This is a genomic window from Priestia sp. YIM B13491 (assembly GCF_042787605.1).
Lineage (GTDB): Bacteria > Bacillota > Bacilli > Bacillales > Bacillaceae_H > Priestia > Priestia megaterium_E.
The window spans coordinates 89,431-108,085 of the sequence record NZ_JBHZOR010000003.1; the positions used below are offsets into that span (position 1 = coordinate 89,431).

At 38.9% G+C, this 18,655-nt stretch carries 23 protein-coding genes; 3 read left to right on the forward strand and 20 right to left on the reverse strand.

Going from position 1 to position 18,655, the window contains the following annotated elements:
- Positions 1-53: 53 nt before the first annotated feature.
- From ACFX4E_RS11300 to ACFX4E_RS11315, 4 genes are all read right to left on the reverse strand, one after another.
- Positions 54-2,231, reverse strand: a complete 2,178-nt coding sequence (locus tag ACFX4E_RS11300; RefSeq protein WP_098579437.1) for a malate synthase G — start codon at positions 2,229-2,231, stop codon at positions 54-56.
- Between the two features lie 171 nt (positions 2,232-2,402).
- A complete protein-coding gene (locus tag ACFX4E_RS11305) occupies positions 2,403-3,854 on the reverse strand; it encodes an FAD-linked oxidase C-terminal domain-containing protein (protein ID WP_028409028.1) in 1,452 nt (483 codons plus the stop codon).
- Positions 3,838-5,199, reverse strand: a complete 1,362-nt coding sequence (locus ACFX4E_RS11310; RefSeq protein WP_028409029.1) for a (Fe-S)-binding protein — start codon at positions 5,197-5,199, stop codon at positions 3,838-3,840. Before ACFX4E_RS11310 ends, ACFX4E_RS11305 begins: the two co-directional genes overlap by 17 nt.
- Positions 5,200-6,525 carry an FAD-binding oxidoreductase gene (locus ACFX4E_RS11315; protein ID WP_098524693.1) on the reverse strand — a complete coding sequence of 442 codons (1,326 nt, stop codon included), beginning with the start codon at positions 6,523-6,525 and terminating at the stop codon, positions 5,200-5,202. It abuts the gene before it with no gap.
- Positions 6,526-6,907: 382 nt separating this feature from the next.
- Between ACFX4E_RS11315 and ACFX4E_RS11320 the strand changes: the two genes are divergently transcribed.
- Complete coding sequence (locus ACFX4E_RS11320) at positions 6,908-8,608, forward strand: L-lactate permease (RefSeq protein ID WP_377258976.1); 1,701 nt, start codon at positions 6,908-6,910, stop codon at positions 8,606-8,608.
- Between the two features lie 59 nt (positions 8,609-8,667).
- Here the strand turns inward: ACFX4E_RS11320 and ACFX4E_RS11325 are convergent, their stop codons facing one another.
- Positions 8,668-8,940 (reverse strand): hypothetical protein, encoded by a 273-nt coding sequence (locus ACFX4E_RS11325; RefSeq protein ID WP_252123408.1) that lies wholly within the window; start codon positions 8,938-8,940, stop codon positions 8,668-8,670.
- 132 nt (positions 8,941-9,072) lie between these two features.
- The gene (locus ACFX4E_RS11330; RefSeq protein WP_377238123.1) at positions 9,073-9,720 is read right to left on the reverse strand and encodes a VC0807 family protein; all 648 of its coding nucleotides are present in this window, start codon (positions 9,718-9,720) and stop codon (positions 9,073-9,075) included.
- A gap of 252 nt (positions 9,721-9,972) precedes the next feature.
- Between ACFX4E_RS11330 and ACFX4E_RS11335 the strand changes: the two genes are divergently transcribed.
- Both ACFX4E_RS11335 and ACFX4E_RS11340 read left to right on the forward strand, forming a co-directional pair.
- Positions 9,973-10,119, forward strand: coding sequence for a YuzK family famiily protein (locus tag ACFX4E_RS11335; RefSeq protein ID WP_014459567.1), 147 nt, complete (start codon positions 9,973-9,975; stop codon positions 10,117-10,119).
- A 108-nt stretch (positions 10,120-10,227) separates the two neighbouring features.
- Complete coding sequence (locus ACFX4E_RS11340; RefSeq protein WP_060746869.1) at positions 10,228-11,031, forward strand: lipid II flippase Amj family protein; 804 nt, start codon at positions 10,228-10,230, stop codon at positions 11,029-11,031.
- A 27-nt stretch (positions 11,032-11,058) separates the two neighbouring features.
- Here ACFX4E_RS11340 and ACFX4E_RS11345 read toward each other — a convergent pair whose 3' ends face one another.
- From ACFX4E_RS11345 to ssuD, 14 genes are all read right to left on the reverse strand, one after another.
- Entirely contained in the window at positions 11,059-11,835 is a 777-nt protein-coding gene (locus tag ACFX4E_RS11345) for an ABC transporter permease (RefSeq protein ID WP_098579439.1), read from the reverse strand.
- Positions 11,832-12,722, reverse strand: a complete 891-nt coding sequence (locus ACFX4E_RS11350) for an ABC transporter ATP-binding protein (protein WP_098658278.1) — start codon at positions 12,720-12,722, stop codon at positions 11,832-11,834. Before ACFX4E_RS11350 ends, ACFX4E_RS11345 begins: the two co-directional genes overlap by 4 nt.
- A gap of 12 nt (positions 12,723-12,734) precedes the next feature.
- On the reverse strand, positions 12,735-12,926 hold the full coding sequence (locus tag ACFX4E_RS11355) for a PLD nuclease N-terminal domain-containing protein (RefSeq protein WP_013057569.1): 192 nt from the start codon (positions 12,924-12,926) through the stop codon (positions 12,735-12,737).
- Positions 12,927-13,127: a hypothetical protein gene (locus ACFX4E_RS11360; protein ID WP_013057570.1), complete on the reverse strand. Its 201-nt coding sequence runs from the start codon at positions 13,125-13,127 to the stop codon at positions 12,927-12,929.
- A complete protein-coding gene (locus tag ACFX4E_RS11365; protein ID WP_028409037.1) occupies positions 13,127-13,447 on the reverse strand; it encodes a YxlC family protein in 321 nt (106 codons plus the stop codon). The genes ACFX4E_RS11360 and ACFX4E_RS11365 overlap by 1 nt, the downstream gene beginning before the upstream one ends.
- The gene (gene sigY, locus ACFX4E_RS11370) at positions 13,444-13,974 is read right to left on the reverse strand and encodes an RNA polymerase sigma factor SigY (RefSeq protein WP_377238124.1); all 531 of its coding nucleotides are present in this window, start codon (positions 13,972-13,974) and stop codon (positions 13,444-13,446) included. The genes ACFX4E_RS11365 and sigY overlap by 4 nt, the downstream gene beginning before the upstream one ends.
- Before the next feature lie 97 nt (positions 13,975-14,071).
- Positions 14,072-14,413 carry a DUF1033 family protein gene (locus ACFX4E_RS11375; protein WP_013057574.1) on the reverse strand — a complete coding sequence of 114 codons (342 nt, stop codon included), beginning with the start codon at positions 14,411-14,413 and terminating at the stop codon, positions 14,072-14,074.
- A 155-nt stretch (positions 14,414-14,568) separates the two neighbouring features.
- Positions 14,569-14,802, reverse strand: coding sequence for a hypothetical protein (locus ACFX4E_RS11380; protein WP_050690561.1), 234 nt, complete (start codon positions 14,800-14,802; stop codon positions 14,569-14,571).
- 8 nt (positions 14,803-14,810) lie between these two features.
- Positions 14,811-15,029 (reverse strand): spore germination protein, encoded by a 219-nt coding sequence (locus ACFX4E_RS11385; RefSeq protein WP_013083687.1) that lies wholly within the window; start codon positions 15,027-15,029, stop codon positions 14,811-14,813.
- A 109-nt stretch (positions 15,030-15,138) separates the two neighbouring features.
- Positions 15,139-15,660, reverse strand: a complete 522-nt coding sequence (locus ACFX4E_RS11390; protein ID WP_028412881.1) for a hypothetical protein — start codon at positions 15,658-15,660, stop codon at positions 15,139-15,141.
- 124 nt (positions 15,661-15,784) lie between these two features.
- Positions 15,785-16,024, reverse strand: a complete 240-nt coding sequence (locus ACFX4E_RS11395; protein WP_013057577.1) for a YiaA/YiaB family inner membrane protein — start codon at positions 16,022-16,024, stop codon at positions 15,785-15,787.
- 278 nt (positions 16,025-16,302) lie between these two features.
- Positions 16,303-16,503, reverse strand: coding sequence for a DUF6501 family protein (locus ACFX4E_RS11400; protein ID WP_013057578.1), 201 nt, complete (start codon positions 16,501-16,503; stop codon positions 16,303-16,305).
- 79 nt (positions 16,504-16,582) lie between these two features.
- Positions 16,583-17,356, reverse strand: coding sequence for an alpha/beta hydrolase (locus ACFX4E_RS11405; protein WP_028409054.1), 774 nt, complete (start codon positions 17,354-17,356; stop codon positions 16,583-16,585).
- Between the two features lie 121 nt (positions 17,357-17,477).
- Positions 17,478-18,548, reverse strand: a complete 1,071-nt coding sequence (ssuD, locus tag ACFX4E_RS11410; RefSeq protein ID WP_377238125.1) for an FMNH2-dependent alkanesulfonate monooxygenase — start codon at positions 18,546-18,548, stop codon at positions 17,478-17,480.
- Positions 18,549-18,655: the final 107 nt, after the last annotated feature.

Here is an 18,655-nt window from a genome sequence, read left to right on the forward strand (position 1 = left end):
GTTCTTAAGATGTAAGTACAGCCTGCCATCTCTATGCTGACAGGCCGTTTTTTTTACTGTTTTATAGCTGCTTTTGCCTTTGCTTCGATACGGCGGCGGTGTAAAATGGGCTCCGTATAGCCGTTTGGCTGATCATAGCCTTGAAATACTAAATCGCAGGCTGCCTGAAAAGCAATGGATGCGCTGTAGTTCGATGACATTGGCTGATACAGAGGATCATTTTCATTTTGTTGATCCACTACTTTTGCCATTCGCTTTAGCGTTTCCGTTACTTGTTCCTTTGTACAAATTCCATGATGAAGCCAGTTAGCCACGTGCTGACTGGAAATACGAAGCGTTGCCCGGTCTTCCATTAGCCCTACATTATTAATATCCGGTACTTTTGAGCACCCTACTCCTTGGTCGACCCACCTTACTACATAACCAAGTATTCCTTGAGCGTTGTTGTCGAGCTCCTGCTGAATTTCATCTTTGCTCCAATTTGGTTTTTCTGCCACAGGAATTTGCAAAATGTCATCTTGTAAATCAGTAGACTGAGTAAGCAATTCGTTTTGAACATCTCTTACATCAATTTGATGATAGTGAAGAGCATGAAGGGTTGCTGCGGTTGGTGAAGGCACCCATGCCGTATTCGCTCCTGCTTTTAAATGCCCCACTTTTTGTTTAAGCATTTCCGCCATCATATCCGGCATTGCCCACATTCCTTTTCCGATTTGAGCGCGGCCTTGGAATCCGCTTGCTAATCCTACATTTACATTAGACTGCTCGTAGCCTTGAAGCCATTTAGACGCTTTCATATCGTTTTTACGGATAACAGCGCCCGCTTCCATTGAGGTATGAATTTCGTCACCTGTTCGATCCAAGAATCCAGTATTAATAAAAGCCACTCGGTCTTTTACTTCTTTGATACACGCTTTTAAATTAAGCGTCGTGCGGCGCTCTTCGTCCATTACGCCAATTTTAATCGTATGACGCTCAAGCCCTAGCATATCTTCAATTGAATTAAATAACGTATTGGCAAAAGCCACTTCTTTGGAGCCGTGCATTTTCGGTTTAACGATATAGATAGAGCTCTTTTTAGAATTTTGATACGTACCGTTTTTAAGCAAGGTGTGTTTGGCAATTAAACTAGTAATCACGCTGTCTAAAATACCTTCATAGATTTCGTTGCCGTTTCGATCTAAAACAGCGCTGTTTGTCATTAAATGCCCAACGTTTCGAACAAACATAAGCGAACGGCCAGACAGTGAAATCTTTTTCTTGTCCGGAGAAATATAGGTACGGTCTGGATTTAAACGCCTTGTCATGTTTTGACTTCCTTTTTTAAAAGTAGACGTCAAATCACCTTTCATTAATCCCAGCCAGTTGCGGTAAACATCTACTTTATCTTCTGCGTCTACTGCCGCTACTGAATCTTCACAGTCCATAATCGTCGTAAGAGCCGCTTCCATTAAAATATCTTTTACACCCGCATCGTCTGTTTTACCAATCGAATCCGTACGATCAATTTGAACTTCAAAATGCAGGCCGTTGTTTTTGAATAAAAGAGCATCAGGGCTTTCTTCTTCTCCTTGATACCCTACAAATTTCTCTTCTTCCTGTAATTCGGTTAAACTGCCATCGTTTAATTGAGCGACAAGCTTTTCATTTTCAAGGCTGTACTGAACCACTTCCGCATGAGAAGACTGAACGAGCGGAACAACTTCATCAAGAAAATTCTTCGCAAACGCAATAACTTTTTCTCCTCGAATTGGATTATAAGAACTCGTGCGCGAAGCTCCATTTTCTTCACTGATTGCATCAGTGCCGTAAAGAGCATCATAGAGACTTCCCCAACGTGCGTTAGCAGCGTTAATAGCATATCGGGCATTATTTACTGGTACAACAAGCTGCGGTCCTGCCTGATAGGCAATTTCGCTGTCTACTCCTTCTGTACCAATAAGGAAATCTTCTGTCTTGTCTTCTAAATAGCCAATTCTTGTTAAAAACGATTTGTATTCGCTAAAGTCACCGTCAGGATTTTCTTGATGCCACGCATTAATTTGAGCTTGCAGCTGATCACGCTTTTCTAACAAACGTTTATTTACGGGTGTTAACTCGGTTACTAACGCTTCAAAATCAGACCAAAAATTTTCTGTACTTAGGCCGCTGCCCGGAAGAGCTTCCTCATTGATAAATTGATAGAGAACTGGAGCTACTTTCAGATTTCCAACTTGTTTGTAGTTTGTCACCGTCTGTTTCCTCCTCTTACTCTTTTACATTTTTAAATTTGGACGCGCTTTCATTTCTTTTCGACAAAATGATTAAGACGAACATATGCGGCACTGTTTCTTATTACGAAACAGCGTTTTATTTTTGTTAAAAAAATCATATCATCGAGCGAATATATTTTCAAGAATTTTCTAAAAATATTCTGTTTTTTTCATTTCTTTTTTGACTTCAGCGCAGCGGCTCGGACTTGGAAACAGCTTTCCTGCATTTAATAGATTTTTAGGATTAAATACTTCACGTATATTCGTTTGTGCTTGAATTTCATCTTCATTGAAAACAAATCGCATTTCTTCTTTTTTTTCAATGCCCACGCCATGTTCGCCGGTAATCGTTCCTCCTACTTCTGCACATACTTGCAAACATGCGCTTCCGGCGTCGAGTGCTTTTTCCGTTTCCCCGGGCTTTCTAGCATCAAATAATACAAGCGGATGCAAGTTTCCGTCTCCGGCGTGAAAAATATTGGCAATGCGAAGGCCAGATTCTTCGCTAATTTTGTTAATTAGCTTCAGCACTTGAGGCAGTTTACTTCTTGGAATAACGCCGTCTTGCACGAGATAGTCAGGGGATATGGCTCCCATCGCTCCAAATCCTGTTTTACGATTTGCCCACCACCTCGCGCGCTCTTCTTCACTTTCAGCTACTTTCACTTCCCGTACGTTTTGTTTTTTACATACGTCTAAAATACGAAGGATTTGCTCTTCGATACCGGCTGAAATGCCGTCTACTTCAATTAATAAAAGAGCTTCAATATCTCTAGGGTGTCCGACTGGAAACGCAGCAGCTTCCACTCCTTCAATGGCGGTTTTATCCATCATTTCAAGCGCAGCAGGCACAATGCCGGCTGATATAATGTCTGATACCGCTTGGCTGCCGTCTTCTACGCGGTCGAAATACGCAAGAACCGTTTGTTTTGCTTCGGGGTTTTTCAAAATGCGTACTGTAATTTTTGTAACGATTCCTAACGTCCCTTCTGATCCTGTTAAAAGCCCTAATAAATCATATCCCGGTTCATCTGGAATACCTTGCTTGCCAAGCTCAATCACATCTCCATTTGGAAGCACCACCTCTAGCCCTAAAATATGGTTGGTGGTTACTCCATATTTAAGACAGTGTGCACCTCCTGCGTTTTCCGCTACATTGCCACCAATGGTGCAGCAATATTGACTCGAAGGATCTGGTGCATAGTAATATCCTTTTTCAGAGATTGAATTGGTTAATTTAAGATTAATAAATCCCGGCTCTACAACGGCACGCCTGTTTTCATAGTCGACGCTAAGAAGGCGCTTCATTTTCACTAAACTAATAATCACTTCGTTATTAAGAGGAATCGCTCCCCCGCTCAGTCCTGTGCCTGCTCCTCTTGCAAGAAAAGGCAAATCATGTTCATTGCAGTATTTAACAATGCTAGAAACTTCTTTCGTATTTTGAGGAAATAACACCGCTTTAGGCAAATGTCTATGAATGGTAAAGCCATCGCAGTCGTACGCAAGCAAATCTTCTTTATGATGCAAAATAGAATGAGCATCTACTAGTTGAGAAAGATTTTTTACGTGAAGATCTTTTATTCTATTTTTCTTCAACACGATGTGCTTCCTCCTCTTCTTTTTGATAGGCCCACTCCAAAAGCTGTACCGTGTGAACAATTTGCTGACTTCGTCCATATTTTTTCACTCCTACTGCCATCTGCAGCATACATCCCGGGTTTCCCATTGAAATCATTTCTACGTCATGAGGCACATGTTCCATTTTACTTTGAAGCACAGCCCCCGCCATATCAGGATTTGTTAAATTATAAATTCCTGCACTTCCACAGCATCGGTCCGCATTAGCCATATGAACCATTTCCACTCCCGGAATAGAAAGCAAAATATCTCTTGGTTCTTCTCTAACTCCTTGACCATGAGCTAAATGGCAAGCGTCGTGATACGTAATGCGCTTATGCAGCGTTGTCTGCGGAGGGCGATATCCCGTATCGTGAAGGTATTTTGAAATATCCTGGACTTTTTCAGCAAAGACTTCGGCTTTTTCAAGCCACTCTTGCTCTTCTTCTCTAAATAGTTCGGGATACTCTTTTAACATGCAGCCGCATCCTGCAGCGTTTACAATAACAGTGTCCGCATGTTGAAACGCCTCTATATTTTTTTTGGCAAGCTGTCTTCCCATGTCTCGGTCTCCTGCATGAACGTGCAAAGCACCACAGCACGTTTGAGATGGAGGAATAACGACGTCGTTTCCATTTCTTCGTAATACATTAAGAGTCGCTTCATTAATATCACTGAACATGACGTCCATGATGCAGCCGGTTAAAAAAGCAACTTCTGCTTTTCTTTCGGCTTTTGCTTTTAGAACGCGTTTCTTTTTATATTTTTTTCGAACAGAACGGGTAATTTTAGGCATTACATGTTCCATTTCCGCTAGATGTGTCGGCATCATATTTAACATGCCTGTTGTGCGCATCATTTTTTGCATTCCGCTTTTTTGATACAGCTTCAATAAGCTTCCTGCGGCTTCTAAGCGATGAGAGTGAGGAAAAAGTTCTTTTAGAAAAAACTTGCTGATCATGCCTTTCCATCCCGTCAAAGGCATTGCCTGACGAATTTGGCCGCGAGCTTCTTCAATGAGTCCCCCAACGTCTACATTTGCAGGGCAAGCAGTTGTACAGGCCCGGCAATCCAAACAGGCAAACACAGGGTCTGTAAACTGCTCATTCACGCTTATTTTTCCTTCTGCTACCGATTTGATAAGGTGCACGCGTCCTCTTGGTGAATGCTGTTCTTGCCCCGTTATTTCATAAGTAGGACAAGACTCCAAGCACATTCCGCAGTGTACACAATCCGCCCATTTTTTTTCGTCTGGCGCGTCTTTCCACAAATAATTGCTAACGCTTTGACATGGAGCATCTTTGATATCCGCTTTCGCTGAATTCACTTAGATTCCTCCTATAAATCGTTTATAGTTAAGCACGTTTTTAGCGTCCATCTTTGCTTTAATTCCTGCCAGTAACGGAAAATGAGAAGGTTCTTTTCCCCATACATTTACTTTTTGGCGCAGTATAAAAGGCAAATGTTTAACGACCACATATCCTCCGTACGTTTTAGCAGTTTCAGTAAATGAAGTAATAACGGAAAGAATGGCATCTTCTGAGCCTTTTATGTAGACTGAACAAAGACCATGGCCAACTCCTCCATGTGCTTTTATCAGCATTGGACGGGACGTTTTTAATGCAGTACTTTTGTTTATTACATCGAGTACATTCATATTTGGTACGCCAATTTTTAGCGCGGCTTCCGTTTCCTCTTCGGAAGAACAGCATGCACCATTTGGACTCATGTTACTAAAAAATCCCCAAAATACTTCGGATTCTTTTTCATGCAGCACTTTTAAAATCGTATCAGACGGCTGAATACTTTTGATGTAATTCTCTTGATAATGAACGGAACTTTCCACATCTTCAAAGCTGATTACAAGTGTAAACAGATGCTGCCCTATTACATCTTCAGCTAGAGAAGGATTTAATAACTCCAAAGCAACAGGCTCTATCATGGAATCTAAGACTTTGCTAACAAACGCATGAATTTCTTCGATATTGCCTGTTGAAAAAGAAATAAAAACAATGCTTTGATACTTGGGCAGCGGACGCAGCTTTAACGTTATTTCGGATATAACGCCGAGCGTTCCCATTGAACCAATAAACAGCTTATTCATATCATAGCCAGCCACGTTCTTGACGACTTTTCCCCCTGAACGAACAATGGTTCCATCTGAATATACGACTCTCATACCGATTACTGCATCTCGAGCCGATCCATAAGATAAGCGCTTTGGACCACTTTCATTCGCTGCAATAACTCCGCCGATTGTAGCGTAGTCTCCTAGAGATGGATCAAGTGAAACTTGCTGATTGTGCGTTTTTAAATACGTTTGCAGCTCTCCAAACGGTGTACCAGCTTTTACAGTAACCGTCATATCACCTACTGTATGTTCAACAATTCCGCTGTATTCAGTCAGCGAAAGCAAAAGGTCTGCTGTATCTATAAGTCCCCCAAACCCTTTTTTTGTACCGTTCCCTTCAATGACGACTTTTTTTCCGTGTTCCGTCGCATACTTTAAAACGGCTGCTATTTCTTGTTCTGAAGTTGGCTTAATATGCAGGGACCCGTTATTTCCAAGGAAGTGATTCATATGCTGTTCTTCAAGTGTGGAAGGATGAGATAAAATGGATTTTAAATGACCTGGAAGCTTCAACGTACTCAATAAATTGACTCCTCTCGTTTTGTAATAGCAAACAACGTTTCACTAATAACATAAAGAAGTGCCATATATAATACGACTAAAAGTAGTAGATTAATAAGAAGGATAATTAGTAGAATAGATGAAAAGATATATTTTAAGCGCTTACAATCATTAAATCACCTATTCTTGGGATTTTCAACCAGTATTTTCTTCTTATCACCAAAAAAATGTCCGTTCTTTTGAAAAAAAGTTTCTTTTAGTACTTGCCTATCCTAAAAGGATTAGAATATAATGTAAGCGAATTCATTTTTACATAAGTCATCAGATGACCTTATCATCGTAGTTTTAATGGTTTCGTTTTACTAAATTTATAGTTCACTAATTTGAAAATGAGGTGTTAGTTATGACATGGACACAGCAGTTCACTCCTGTAGGAAACAGCGTCATTTGGTCTTCATTAATCGCTTTGATTCCTATTCTTTACTTCTTTTGGGCTCTGGCTATTAAACGAATGAAAGGTTATATGGCTGGAGTTACAACTTTACTGGTCGCACTTGCCGTTGCAATATTTGCTTATAAAATGCCGGCTAGCATGGCTTTTATGTCAGCCAGTCAAGGAGCCGTATACGGTATACTGCCGATTGGATGGATTATCATTACGTCCGTTTTTCTTTACAAACTAACCGTAAAAACCGGTCAGTTTGATATTATTCGTACCTCTATCGTATCTATTACAGAAGATCGCAGACTTCAAGCTTTGTTGGTTGCTTTTTCGTTTGGGGCTTTTCTTGAAGGGGCCGCTGGTTTCGGAGCACCTGTTGCTATTTCAGCAGCTCTGCTGGTAGGTTTAGGATTTAATCCGCTGTATGCCGCTGGCTTATGTTTATTAGCAAACACAGCACCCGTTGCTTTTGGTGCAATCGGTATTCCTATCACGGCTATGGAAGGTCCTACTGGAGTAGCGGCAATGGAAATCTCTAAAATGGTAGGCCGCCAGCTTCCTTTTATTTCTGTATTTATTCCCCTGTATTTGGTTTTTGTAATGGCAGGATTTAAGAAAACAGTAGAAGTACTCCCTGCTATTTTAGTATCCGGCATCTCTTTTGCCCTTACCCAGTTTGTCAGCTCTAACTTTTTAGGACCGGAACTTCCCGATATTTTATCGGCACTCGTTTCACTTTTTGCGCTCGCTATTTTCTTAAAATTCTGGAAACCGAAAACAACGTTTCGCTTTCAATCTGAAAAAGCAGCACATGAAGTAGCTTCCGCTTCCGCTGAGCCAAGAGAAACTCAAGATCAACCGGCATTCACGGGGGCTCAAATTGCAAAGGCGTGGTCACCTTTTTTAATTTTAACGATCTTTATTTCTATATGGGGAATTCCCCAAATTAAAACCGCTTTGACAGGACATTATGAAGGAGCTAACGCTTTTTTGGGCGCTATCAATTCCATCGGACATTATTTAACGTTTATGCCAGAAGTACCTTGGTTAAATAATTTAATTTTAAATGGAAATGGAGAACCGATTGCGGCAGTGTATAAGTTAGAATTACTAGGCGCTGCTGGCACAGCTATCCTGTTGTCTGCTGTTATCACAAAATTTATCGTCAACATCTCTTGGAAAGACTGGTTCATTACGTTTAACGAGACGTGCAAAGAATTAGCGTTGCCGCTGCTTACCATTATGTCCGTTGTGGCATTTGCTTACGTGACAAATGCGTCTGGAATGAGTACAACCTTAGGACTGCTGTTAGCTAAAACAGGCGCGTTATTTCCCTTTTTCTCTCCTGTACTCGGCTGGCTCGGTGTTTTTATTACAGGATCAGATACTTCAGCCAACTTATTGTTTGGTAACTTGCAAAAAATCACGGCTACGTCTATTGGAATGGATCCGCTTCTTGCGCTTGCAGCAAACTCTTCTGGTGGAGTAACCGGTAAAATGATTTCACCGCAGTCCATCGCCGTTGCCTGTGCTGCGGTTGGGTTGGCTGGAAAAGAGTCCGATTTGCTTCGTTTCACGGTGAAGCACAGCTTATTTTTACTGCTGATTGTCTGCGTATTAACATTTTTACAATCTAATGTATTATCGTGGATGATTCCTTAATCAAAAAAAGCTTCCGTATCTAGAGGTACCCCTCTGAACGGAAGCTTTTTTTCTTTTAGTTAAGATTGATTAATGGCATATACAACAAATAAAACTATGTCTAGCAAAATCATTACAATACCGACAAGCAGCCAGATGTTTCCTTGAGTCTTTTTCTCACCTTCTTGCATTTCAAACGCCCTAATAGCAAATACAATTCCAAGGGTAAACACAAGAAAAAACAGCTGACGGTAATCGAAGAACGACAGTACAGCAAAAATTAAAGTGAAAAACACCATAATCATTTCTAAAATCCGATAAGGCTGCTTTTGACATGCTAATAATAGTTTCATTTCTTGACCTACTTTCATCCCGTTTTTAATAGCGTTATTTTACTATTAATTTTAAATGAGATGTTAGTGTTTCGAGCACTGTTCACTGTTTTGTAACAAAAAAGCGTACGTTATCTAAACGCACGCTTCTTGTTATTCATTTACATTTGGATTCATTGGATTATCCATCCCTGTTTTATCTTGAATTTTTTTATAGATAAAATACGTGTAGACGGCAATTAAAATGGAGAATGCCCACGTAACGGCCTGACGGAATACAATCATGTTCCCGTACCCTTCTACTCCGTACTTTTGAATCAATACGTATTTTACAATTGCTAAAAATACATAGCGAGCTGCGAACAGTACTGTAAGCCAGTTCATCATTTTGAATAAATCAGGCTGGTGGAAGAGTTTTAGAGAGTCTTCTCGCTTATAGCCCATTAAGTAAGCCGTATCTACAAAGAAGTATAAACCAATTGGCTTTTTTATTACAATGGTAAACAGAACAACTACAGCCAGTCCAATCATAAAGTATACTTGATTGTTTAACATCGTTGCTGCGTTTCCTGAAATTAAATCAATAATGGTACGTGCCAGCAGCGTAATGACAATAAACAATCCTGTTACGTTAAACTGGCGATCTTTAATAAATGTATAAATGGTATACACAAACGCTGGTGCTGTTGAAAGCAAAATGGCATAGTAATCACCAATAATGTCTTTTCCTTGGTTCCATATTAGGTAAGGAATAGCGATATAAAAAAGTAAATCAAACCATACTCGTTTTGTATTGTTCATATATAACTCCTTTAAAAACGTTGTTCCTGCTATTATATGGGATACTACGCAAGAAAAAAAGGCTTTTACCTGGAATGTTATGAAATTTTAATCATTTGATGTTTAGATCCAGAGCGACAGGGAAAACGATTTCTAGAAAGACTTCAAGAATCATAAACATCCAAACACTTGAGCAGCGATACATGTGCCACAAGTGAAAAATGCTGAAAGGATTGATTCATTATCGCACTTCACCTAACGTACACGTCAGAAATGGAAAAGGCCATGCAGCTTTCTCACGGCGTGGGGTATGCTGAATATAGCCGTAAACTAGACAAACGTCTACAGGTGGAAAAAGAACGAGAAAAAGATTATCAGGCTAGCAAAGATATACTGCGTGATATTAACCAGCATCGATAATAAAAAGCCGCTTGCTACTCTTGGTAGCAAGCGGCTTTTTATTTACAAATGAACCAAATTTATACATAATAAGGAAGTGTGTGTATCAAAGAAAGGAACTTGCTTATTATGATGGAAAAATTACTTATTATTTGTGTGTTTGTAGGAATTATTCATATGATTGAAACACTAGCCTACTCTGTGAGACTTGCGGGCTTAAAAACTCGGAAGCTAGTCGTGGCTTTATCTCTTTTTAATATTATTGTCATTGTGTCAAGAACAGCTAATATGGTGCAAGCTCCGCTGACCGGCAAATTAGGAGATGCGGTTCAGTCTAAAGAAGATTTGCCCGTTCTGCTTCATCAGCTTCAAACTATCTTGCTCGCGGCTTCTATTGGTACAATCGCAGGTGCTCTGTTAATTCCTAGCTTTGTATCAATCTTCTCTCGAATGATTTCACACTTAGAAGTAGCGGGATCTGTACCCAAAATGATGAAAAACATTACTTCCATACATACGCTGGAAAAAGCAAAAAAACACGTGAAGCGTCCTAGGTGGATTATGCTGTCTCAGCTGCGAATAGGCGGAGTGCCCAAGCGGTTGCTTCTTTTAAATTTAATGGCTACGACCATTTATACAGTAGGTGTTCTTTCCACTCTTTATGCTTCTACGCTCGAGCCTACTCTTTCTAAATCAATTCTGATGTCTTCTGGTCTTATTAACGGACTAGCCATGATTACCCTTGCTGTGTTTGTAGATCCGCAAGTAGCCATTTTAACTGAAAAGGTAATGAAAGGTGAATCCACTAAGCAATCTATGAACAAAATGGTTGGTACACTCGTCATCTCTCGTTTGTGCGGGACCGTCTGTGCCCAGATTCTCTTAGTCCCCGCTGCTCTTTATATTGCATGGGTGTGCAAATTAATCCCTTAGAAAAAAGACTTCGTTAAAGAAGTCTTTTTATACATATTCCACTTTTTTGTATCTATGAACAGCAGCGATTAAAAGAAAAAAGCTGCTCATTAACGTAACAACTACGGTATAGGTGACACTTTGTTGCCAGTGCAATTGTTCAAGCAGGCGAGCGGCGTATTGTGACAGCGCTGCAGGACTCCACTTTAATTGATTCGTAAACAAAGTACTCAAAAATGAAAGTAACGCAATGATCAAAATGCTTACTCCAGCAATCCCTCCGCTTTGTAAAAGAAATGTTCCTGCTGCCACTAAAACGGATAAGATAAAAATCAGCCACAGGCTGTATAAAAGAAAGCTAACTAGCATATGAGTCCAATCCACATATGAAAATAAAAGATTTGTATAATACCATGCTGCTATATAGCTTATAAACGTTGAGCCAATGACCAGTACGATTTGCGCAGCCCATTTACTCATAATGTATTGAATGATGCTCACCGGTCTCATCATAACAAGTACAGCAGCATGATTTTGTCGTTCATTTGAAATCATATTCATGCTTGCTAGTACAATCAGTAAGGTTCCTATTGTGCTATATTGTGAAAGGACACCTTGCATTACTTCTTGACCGGTGGGCGTAGGAAGTTGAATAATTGCTCCTTTTGGTAAATTCCCTGCCATATTAATGATTTGTGGCATGTAATAATTCGTTAAAGGCTGTGTGATGCCTAGTAAAATTAGAGAGATTGGCAGCCAAATTCCTTTGCCATTCGCAAATAATTCATGCAGTTCCTTTTTAAATAAGACTCCAAATGTGTTCATTTGTTCATCACCTCTAGATACACATCTTCGAGAGAATGCTGTTTTCGTTCAAATAAAACAAGGTTTGCTTGCTGATCAACAAGCAGTTGAAGCAGCTGCTGCTGCTGAGATGTATCTTTTACATTTACAGTGGCTTTATAAGGAGAATGAAACAGCACCTGTTCACTTGGCAGACTGCTAAGTGATGCAGGGAGCCTTTCTTCTGTTTCAATCGTAAAAGCAGGAGACGTAAACTCTTGGCGCAGCGAACTCTTTGTTCCATTCCATTTCATACGTCCGTTTTTAATCATGATTATGTTATCGCATATTTGTTCTGCATCATGCAAAATGTGAGTTGAAAAAAGGATAGTCGTATCTTTTTTTAATGTTTCGATAATCATTAGGACATCTTTTCTGCCTTCAGGATCCAAAGCCGAAACCGGTTCATCTAGAATTAGCAGTTCAGGTTTATGTAACAAGGCTTGCGCCAATCCCAAACGTTGTTTCATTCCTCCAGAAAAGCCAGCAATTTTCTGCTTTTCCTTTCCTTTTAAACCTACAGTTTCAAGTACTTCATCTATTCGTTGAGAAAGCACATTTTTTGAAATGTTAGATAAAAGGCCTAAAAAAGTTAAATACTGCTGAGGCGTCATCCAATTAAAAAACGTCGGATGCTGTGGCAGAAAGCCAATAAATGATCGTACGTCTTGGTGTTGTTTATCTTCAAAAGAAATTTTCCCTTTATTAGGTGCAGTAAGACCTGCAATCATATGCAAAGTAGTCGTCTTACCTGCACCATTAGGGCCTAACAACGCTGCACATTTTCCCTTGTCGAGATTAAATGAAAGGTTATTCACAACGGTTATATTACGATATGCTTTTGTCAGTCTTTCTACTTGCATAAACATCTTCGTTCCACCTCACTGTTTTTTACGTCCTAAAACAAAATATAAAACGGGGCCAACTGTACTTACACATAAAATGATGAGTCCCCACAACCATTTTGGTCCGTTTGTCTCTTCTTGCTTTATGCAGCTTATTAACGCTGGGATCATTAAAAGCAATTGTAAGAATAGAATTGGAGCAATTAACAACCAGTTAATGTCCTTCATTTACATCCCCCTTTTTCTTCGTGCTGGAAGCCAAATAATAAAAAACCAATAAAACAGCGTTGGCATTGGAATTTGAATCAGTCCCCATATTCCCCAAAACCATGGATGAGCGCCGCGTTTTTTTGCATTGATAAAAAGTAGAAAGCTTTGGAGAAGGAGAAATGGTGAAATAAACAGCACAAGAATCCATTTTTCATTCATTATAAAAACATCTCCTTTTTTCGTTTATAGTGAAAAACGATAAAAGAAATAGGAGCAACAATGATCCCAATTACTTCAATGGCGATAAATAAGGCAGGTATTTGTAAAATAGCAGTTGCCATTATCGTTAAAATAACAAGTGCTGTTAATGTAAATAAGCATAACTCTTTCCGGAAAGCTTTTTTCTGCTTTTGTTTTTGAATGAGAAGCTGTTCTTGAATTGCATGAAGAGAAATACGTTCATGACTTGCTAAACTCTCTAGCTGCTCCCAATCTTTTTTTAAAGAATGTAAGGACTGATTGTCATTTTCTTCTCTCATCCTTTCCACTCCTTTCTCAGTATGTTTACTCCTTTATTTACTCTTGATTTGACCGTTCCTGCTCGCATATTCAGCATATGGGCAATCTCATCGTATGTATATCCGTAATAATGTCGAAGCAAGACAGGAATTCGAAAGCGCGAATCGAGTTCATTAAAATCGGAAAACATCTCGCTCCATTCCACTCCTTTGTATTTAGCCTTCCACTGAAGCTGGTGCGATAAAGACTGCTTTATTCGCTGGAGACTGCTTTTTTCACGTTTTTGCTTACGCAAATAATCCATGTACAGTCTTGAAGCAATGGATATCATCCAAGTCGAAAACTTTGCTTCATTTTTGTATGAAGAAAGATTCACGTAACATTTCATCATTGCTTCCTGACACAATTCACTGCATAAGTCCTCATCTAATGTCAGCTTTAAAAGGTATTTATATAAAAATGAATGATAGCGCTGAAATAATAATGAAAAGGCATCATCATCACCTTGTAATGCTTTTTGGACAAGGATGAAATCATCTTGTTCCAAAGCGGTCACCCCTCCTTTTTGTTTCATCACCTATATGACGCTTGAGCGATTGAAATCGTTCATTTTTTATATAAAAAAAACGCCCCGCAGGACGTTTTTATTTAGTACGAAGCATTTTTAATCCTTCTTCATCTTCTTCTAATGAATAGACTTCATCGTTTTTAGCGAATAAAACACCATGGAAGATTTGAAGATCATCATCACAGGCTTCACAAAATTCCTTTTCGCCTTCGTTCCAAAAGCTAAAGAGCGCTAGTTCATCACTTCGCACGCTTGCGTATTTTTGATGAAATTCATAAATCATCATCGCGTAGTAGCGAAGCGCTTCTTCTTTTTTTTCAAATTCAATGGTCTCAATAATATCTTTTTCCCAGCCTTCTAAAAACAGCCAAGGTTCACAATCACTTTTTATTTTATGAACTCTCCATTTATCTGTCATGATAGAACATCTCCTTACTTACAGCTTACTTCTAAAATTTCTCTTTTCCTTATTATTCAGCAAAAATAACTTTGAATCAAGTAAAACGGAAAAAAACGCCTATTTTCAGGAAATAGACGCTAACAAGGTGGCTTAATCTGAACTTCTTTTTTATATTAATAATAGCTCCTTAAACTATAAGGAACTAAACTGCCCGTATAATACTGGGTAATGGGAGGGAAAACGCCTGCTGAAGGCGTGATTTTCCCCCACCAAGATGGTTTTTTGCCCCACCAGTTGTCCATCGCTCCATCAGGTGAAACGACAAATCCAATTGGACGTGCAAACGAAGGCATAAAATACGGATAGAACGAATACTGAAAAGGCGTATAGAAAGAAGAGTAAAACATCTCTTTCCTTATCCGTTTCCGAAGCCGTTTTGATCAGAACCATCGGGATCGAGCGTATTTGTATTAGAAAGTCCTGAATTTGTATTTACACAAATTCCTGTATTTGAAGACCCTGAACCTTGTGCAGTTTTACTGTTACTTTTTGGAGAAACATAGTACGTATCGCCAAACGTAACGACTCCTCCTGTAACGTTTGGAATCACTACATGATTAATAACAATCGGCATTATCCTCACCCTTTTTATTTTCATCGTGATGTAATATATGAACGATTTATCAAAAGGGTTATACATTAATGGATATAAATAAAAAATCCCCCTGCAGAGTGGGGTATTTTTACGCTTTTACCTCTTTTTTAGAATGACTTAATTCATCTCGCAGAATATCAAAATCTCGTTCTGCTACTTCTTCAATTTTAGTATACAATTCATTCTCTGTTAGAAGTCCTTTTTCTTCCAGTATTTCGACAAGAGCCTTAAACTTTATTCTAGATAAAAGCATTTCGTTTACCGTGCTCTCTGTTGGCCGTTCATTTTTCACTTGTTCTTTTTCTTTAACAGGTTCTTGCTGCAGCTTCACCCTGAAAACAATATTTGTATGATCGGTAATTTCAGGTGACTGATAAAATGTGCTGTGCGAAATGTTTTTTAGTGTTAGCGTTTCTTTTGTCTCCATATTTGTTACTTCAAAGTACGGATCCTCAAAAAATGCATCATATTTATCATAAGCTGCTTTGCCTACAACCGAAAAAGAAAAGTTTAGCCTTTTCAACTCTTCACCTGTATTCGCATCAGTAATCATTTTTTCTTCAAACATATCAACGTGAAAATTTACGTTATTAATCATTAGTTGTGTCAATTCAATCGCCTCCTTCTTTATTAATACGACATGGAGTGACAAGTTCCCTGTTTTTTTATATAAAAAAACATCTCCCAAAAATGGAGATGTTTTTCAAAGAGCTAGAAAAATGCTTTTTTCAGCTCTACAATTCTTCTTCTGCTTTGTCATATTTGCGTTCGTGCGCCGTATCTTCTTCGTTATCACGAATGGTTTTTTGAAGCACAAAAGCAGACATCGTTAAGTATAAAGTTCCAACGGCATAATAACCTTTTACCGGTAGTGATGCATCTAAGGTATAAATTCCTATAAACATAGCTAATAGTGCTGTAATAAAAGCTGTCCATGCTAAAAATGTAAAAGCTGCTGTATTACGCTTTTTCATCGTATGACCTCCTCTTTTCCTTTTTCTGTTAAGCGTCGCTTTCATTTTACATTGTAAAATAATTGTTGTCATGGGTATTTATAGTCAGTTACCCTTTTAATCAGAACAAGAAACGGAAGAATTTAGGTCTTACATCCTATTTTTATCATGAAGCTTTTTTTCGAAATGATGAGATATATGGAATTCTCTTTAAAAGTATGTTCATTCGTTTTCATTAAGAAAAGCTCCAGATAATTATTGCAATAAAAAAATCATCGCCGAGACGATGATTTTTTTGTTTAGCCTTCAAAGTATTCTTTATAAAAGCCGCCGACTTGGCCAGTGTTATCAACAACAAAATAAAATTCTTCTGTTTCGTTTTTTACATCATATGTTTTTCCTGCTGTTAAAACATTTTCAACCACGAATTTTTTTGCATCTGTATGTATGCATTTTACTTGTTTAATTGTTGGACGATCGTTCCATTCTAAATGAATCATGTATGTACACTCCTTTGTTTTCATTCAAGATTCATTTTATCTTACTTGAAGTAAAAAAGAAACGGAGCGAATTTAAAAATTAAAAAATTCGCTCATGCACTTTTTTTTTGGCAACTGTTGCTTGTACAAACTGTGCCGTTTGTGCAACAATTGTGTCTTTATCAAAATCCATCGACGCAACATGGTAAGAGTTACGAAGCATGTGCTGTCTTTTTTCTGCTGATTGAATATGGTTTAAGATATAAGCTGAATTCTCAGGCGGTACTACGTTATCAACTGTTGATGTTAGTACTAAAGCCGGGCACGTTACATAAGATAAGCGTTCTTTTGTTTCGTCCATTAAAGAAAGCAGTTCACGCATAGAGCGCACTGGTACTTTATCGTACGTAATTTCATGTACGTTTGGATCTTTAATATCAGGATGATCTTCTTTTAAATAACGAGGCGTATGACGAGAGCGATAAGGCTCCATTGAAGGAATGGAAGTCATAGCCGGATTGATGGCAATAACTCCGTCAAGATCTAGTCCTTGGCTTGCTGTATGAAAGGTAAGAGTGCCTCCCATGGACTGACCTAAGATAAATACATGACGGCATTCTTGCTTCAAACGCTGATACCCATTTAAAAAGTCTTGCTTCCATTCCTGGTACGTTGTTTGTTCAATATCATAGTAGTGAGTACCATGTCCCGTTAGTCGCAAACCGTACACAGTAAAACCTTTTTCAGCTAATTCTTTTCCGATATATTCCATACTTTGAGGAGTCCCCATAAATCCATGAGAAACAAGTATACCAATGTCGTTGCCTTTATAATAAAAAGATTCTGCGCCTTGAATTACGTCATAACGTTCCATTTTCTTCACCCTTTACCACAAATTTTCTGACTAAATGAACTATCTTTATAATACACCTATAATTCCTATAAGTCAACTGGGTTATTTATTTTTTTACGATTCAAAAAGAAAGAAGCAAGAATTATCTCTTGCTTCTTTCTTTTTGAATATGTGGAAATACTAGCTCAGCAAACGTATATGCTTCTTCTAGATGCGGGTAGCCTGATAAAATAAACGTATCAATTCCTAGCTCTTTGTACTCTTTTAACCGATCCGCTACAATTTCAGGACTTCCCACAAGAGCAGTTCCGGCTCCTTCTCGTGCTAAGCCAATTCCCGCCCATAGATTCGGAGCGATTTCTAGTGCACCTCGATCTTTTGTGCCGCTGTGCAAATTTGACTGTGTTTTTTGGGCAGTGGAGTCAAATGACGCAAACTTATCTTGAAACGCTTTGATCGTATCATCATTAACATGTTTAATTAATTTATCTGCAGATTCCCACGCTTCGTCTTCTGATTCTCTTACAATAACGTGCAGGCGAATACCAAAGCGAATGTCCCTGCCTTCGCTTGCAGCTTTTTCTTTCATCTCATCAATTTTTGTTTTAATCACTGCGGGCGGCTCTCCCCATAACAAATATACATCTGCATGCTTTGCTCCTACTTCTTTTCCTGCTGGAGAAGACCCGCCAAAGTACAGCGGAGGATACGGTTTTTGGACAGGAGGCGATGGAATGTGCGCGCCTGTTACATCAACATGTTCTCCTTTATAGTCCACTTTTTTTCCTTCCATTACATCTCGCCAAATCGTTAAAAATTCATCTGTTAACTCATAGCGTTTATCGTGGCTTAAATAGTTACCGTACGTTGCTTGCTCTACGGGATCTCCTCCCGTCACAATATTTAACATAAGTCGGCCGTTTGACATTTGATCGAATGTAGAAGCCATCCGTGCTGAAAGTGTTGGAGACATTACACCCGGGCGAAGTGCAATTAAAAACTTCAGTCGATTCGTAACGGAAGCAAGTGCCGACGCAATCACCCATGAATCTTCACAATTTGAACCAGTAGGCAACAAAGCGCCGTCATATCCTAGATAATCCAGTCCATGTGCGATTTGCTTTAAGTAGTGAATGTCGCTTGTTCTGCTTCCTTCGGTTGTGCCTAGATAATGTCCGTCGCCTGCTGTAGGGAAAAACCATAAGATGTTCATTTCTATTTCCTCCTAAATATTCTCGTATTTTATATAAAGCGTTTTCATATTATTTGTTCAATTCTTGTCGGCTAATTACAGAGATGCATTTTTATATTAGCGTATGT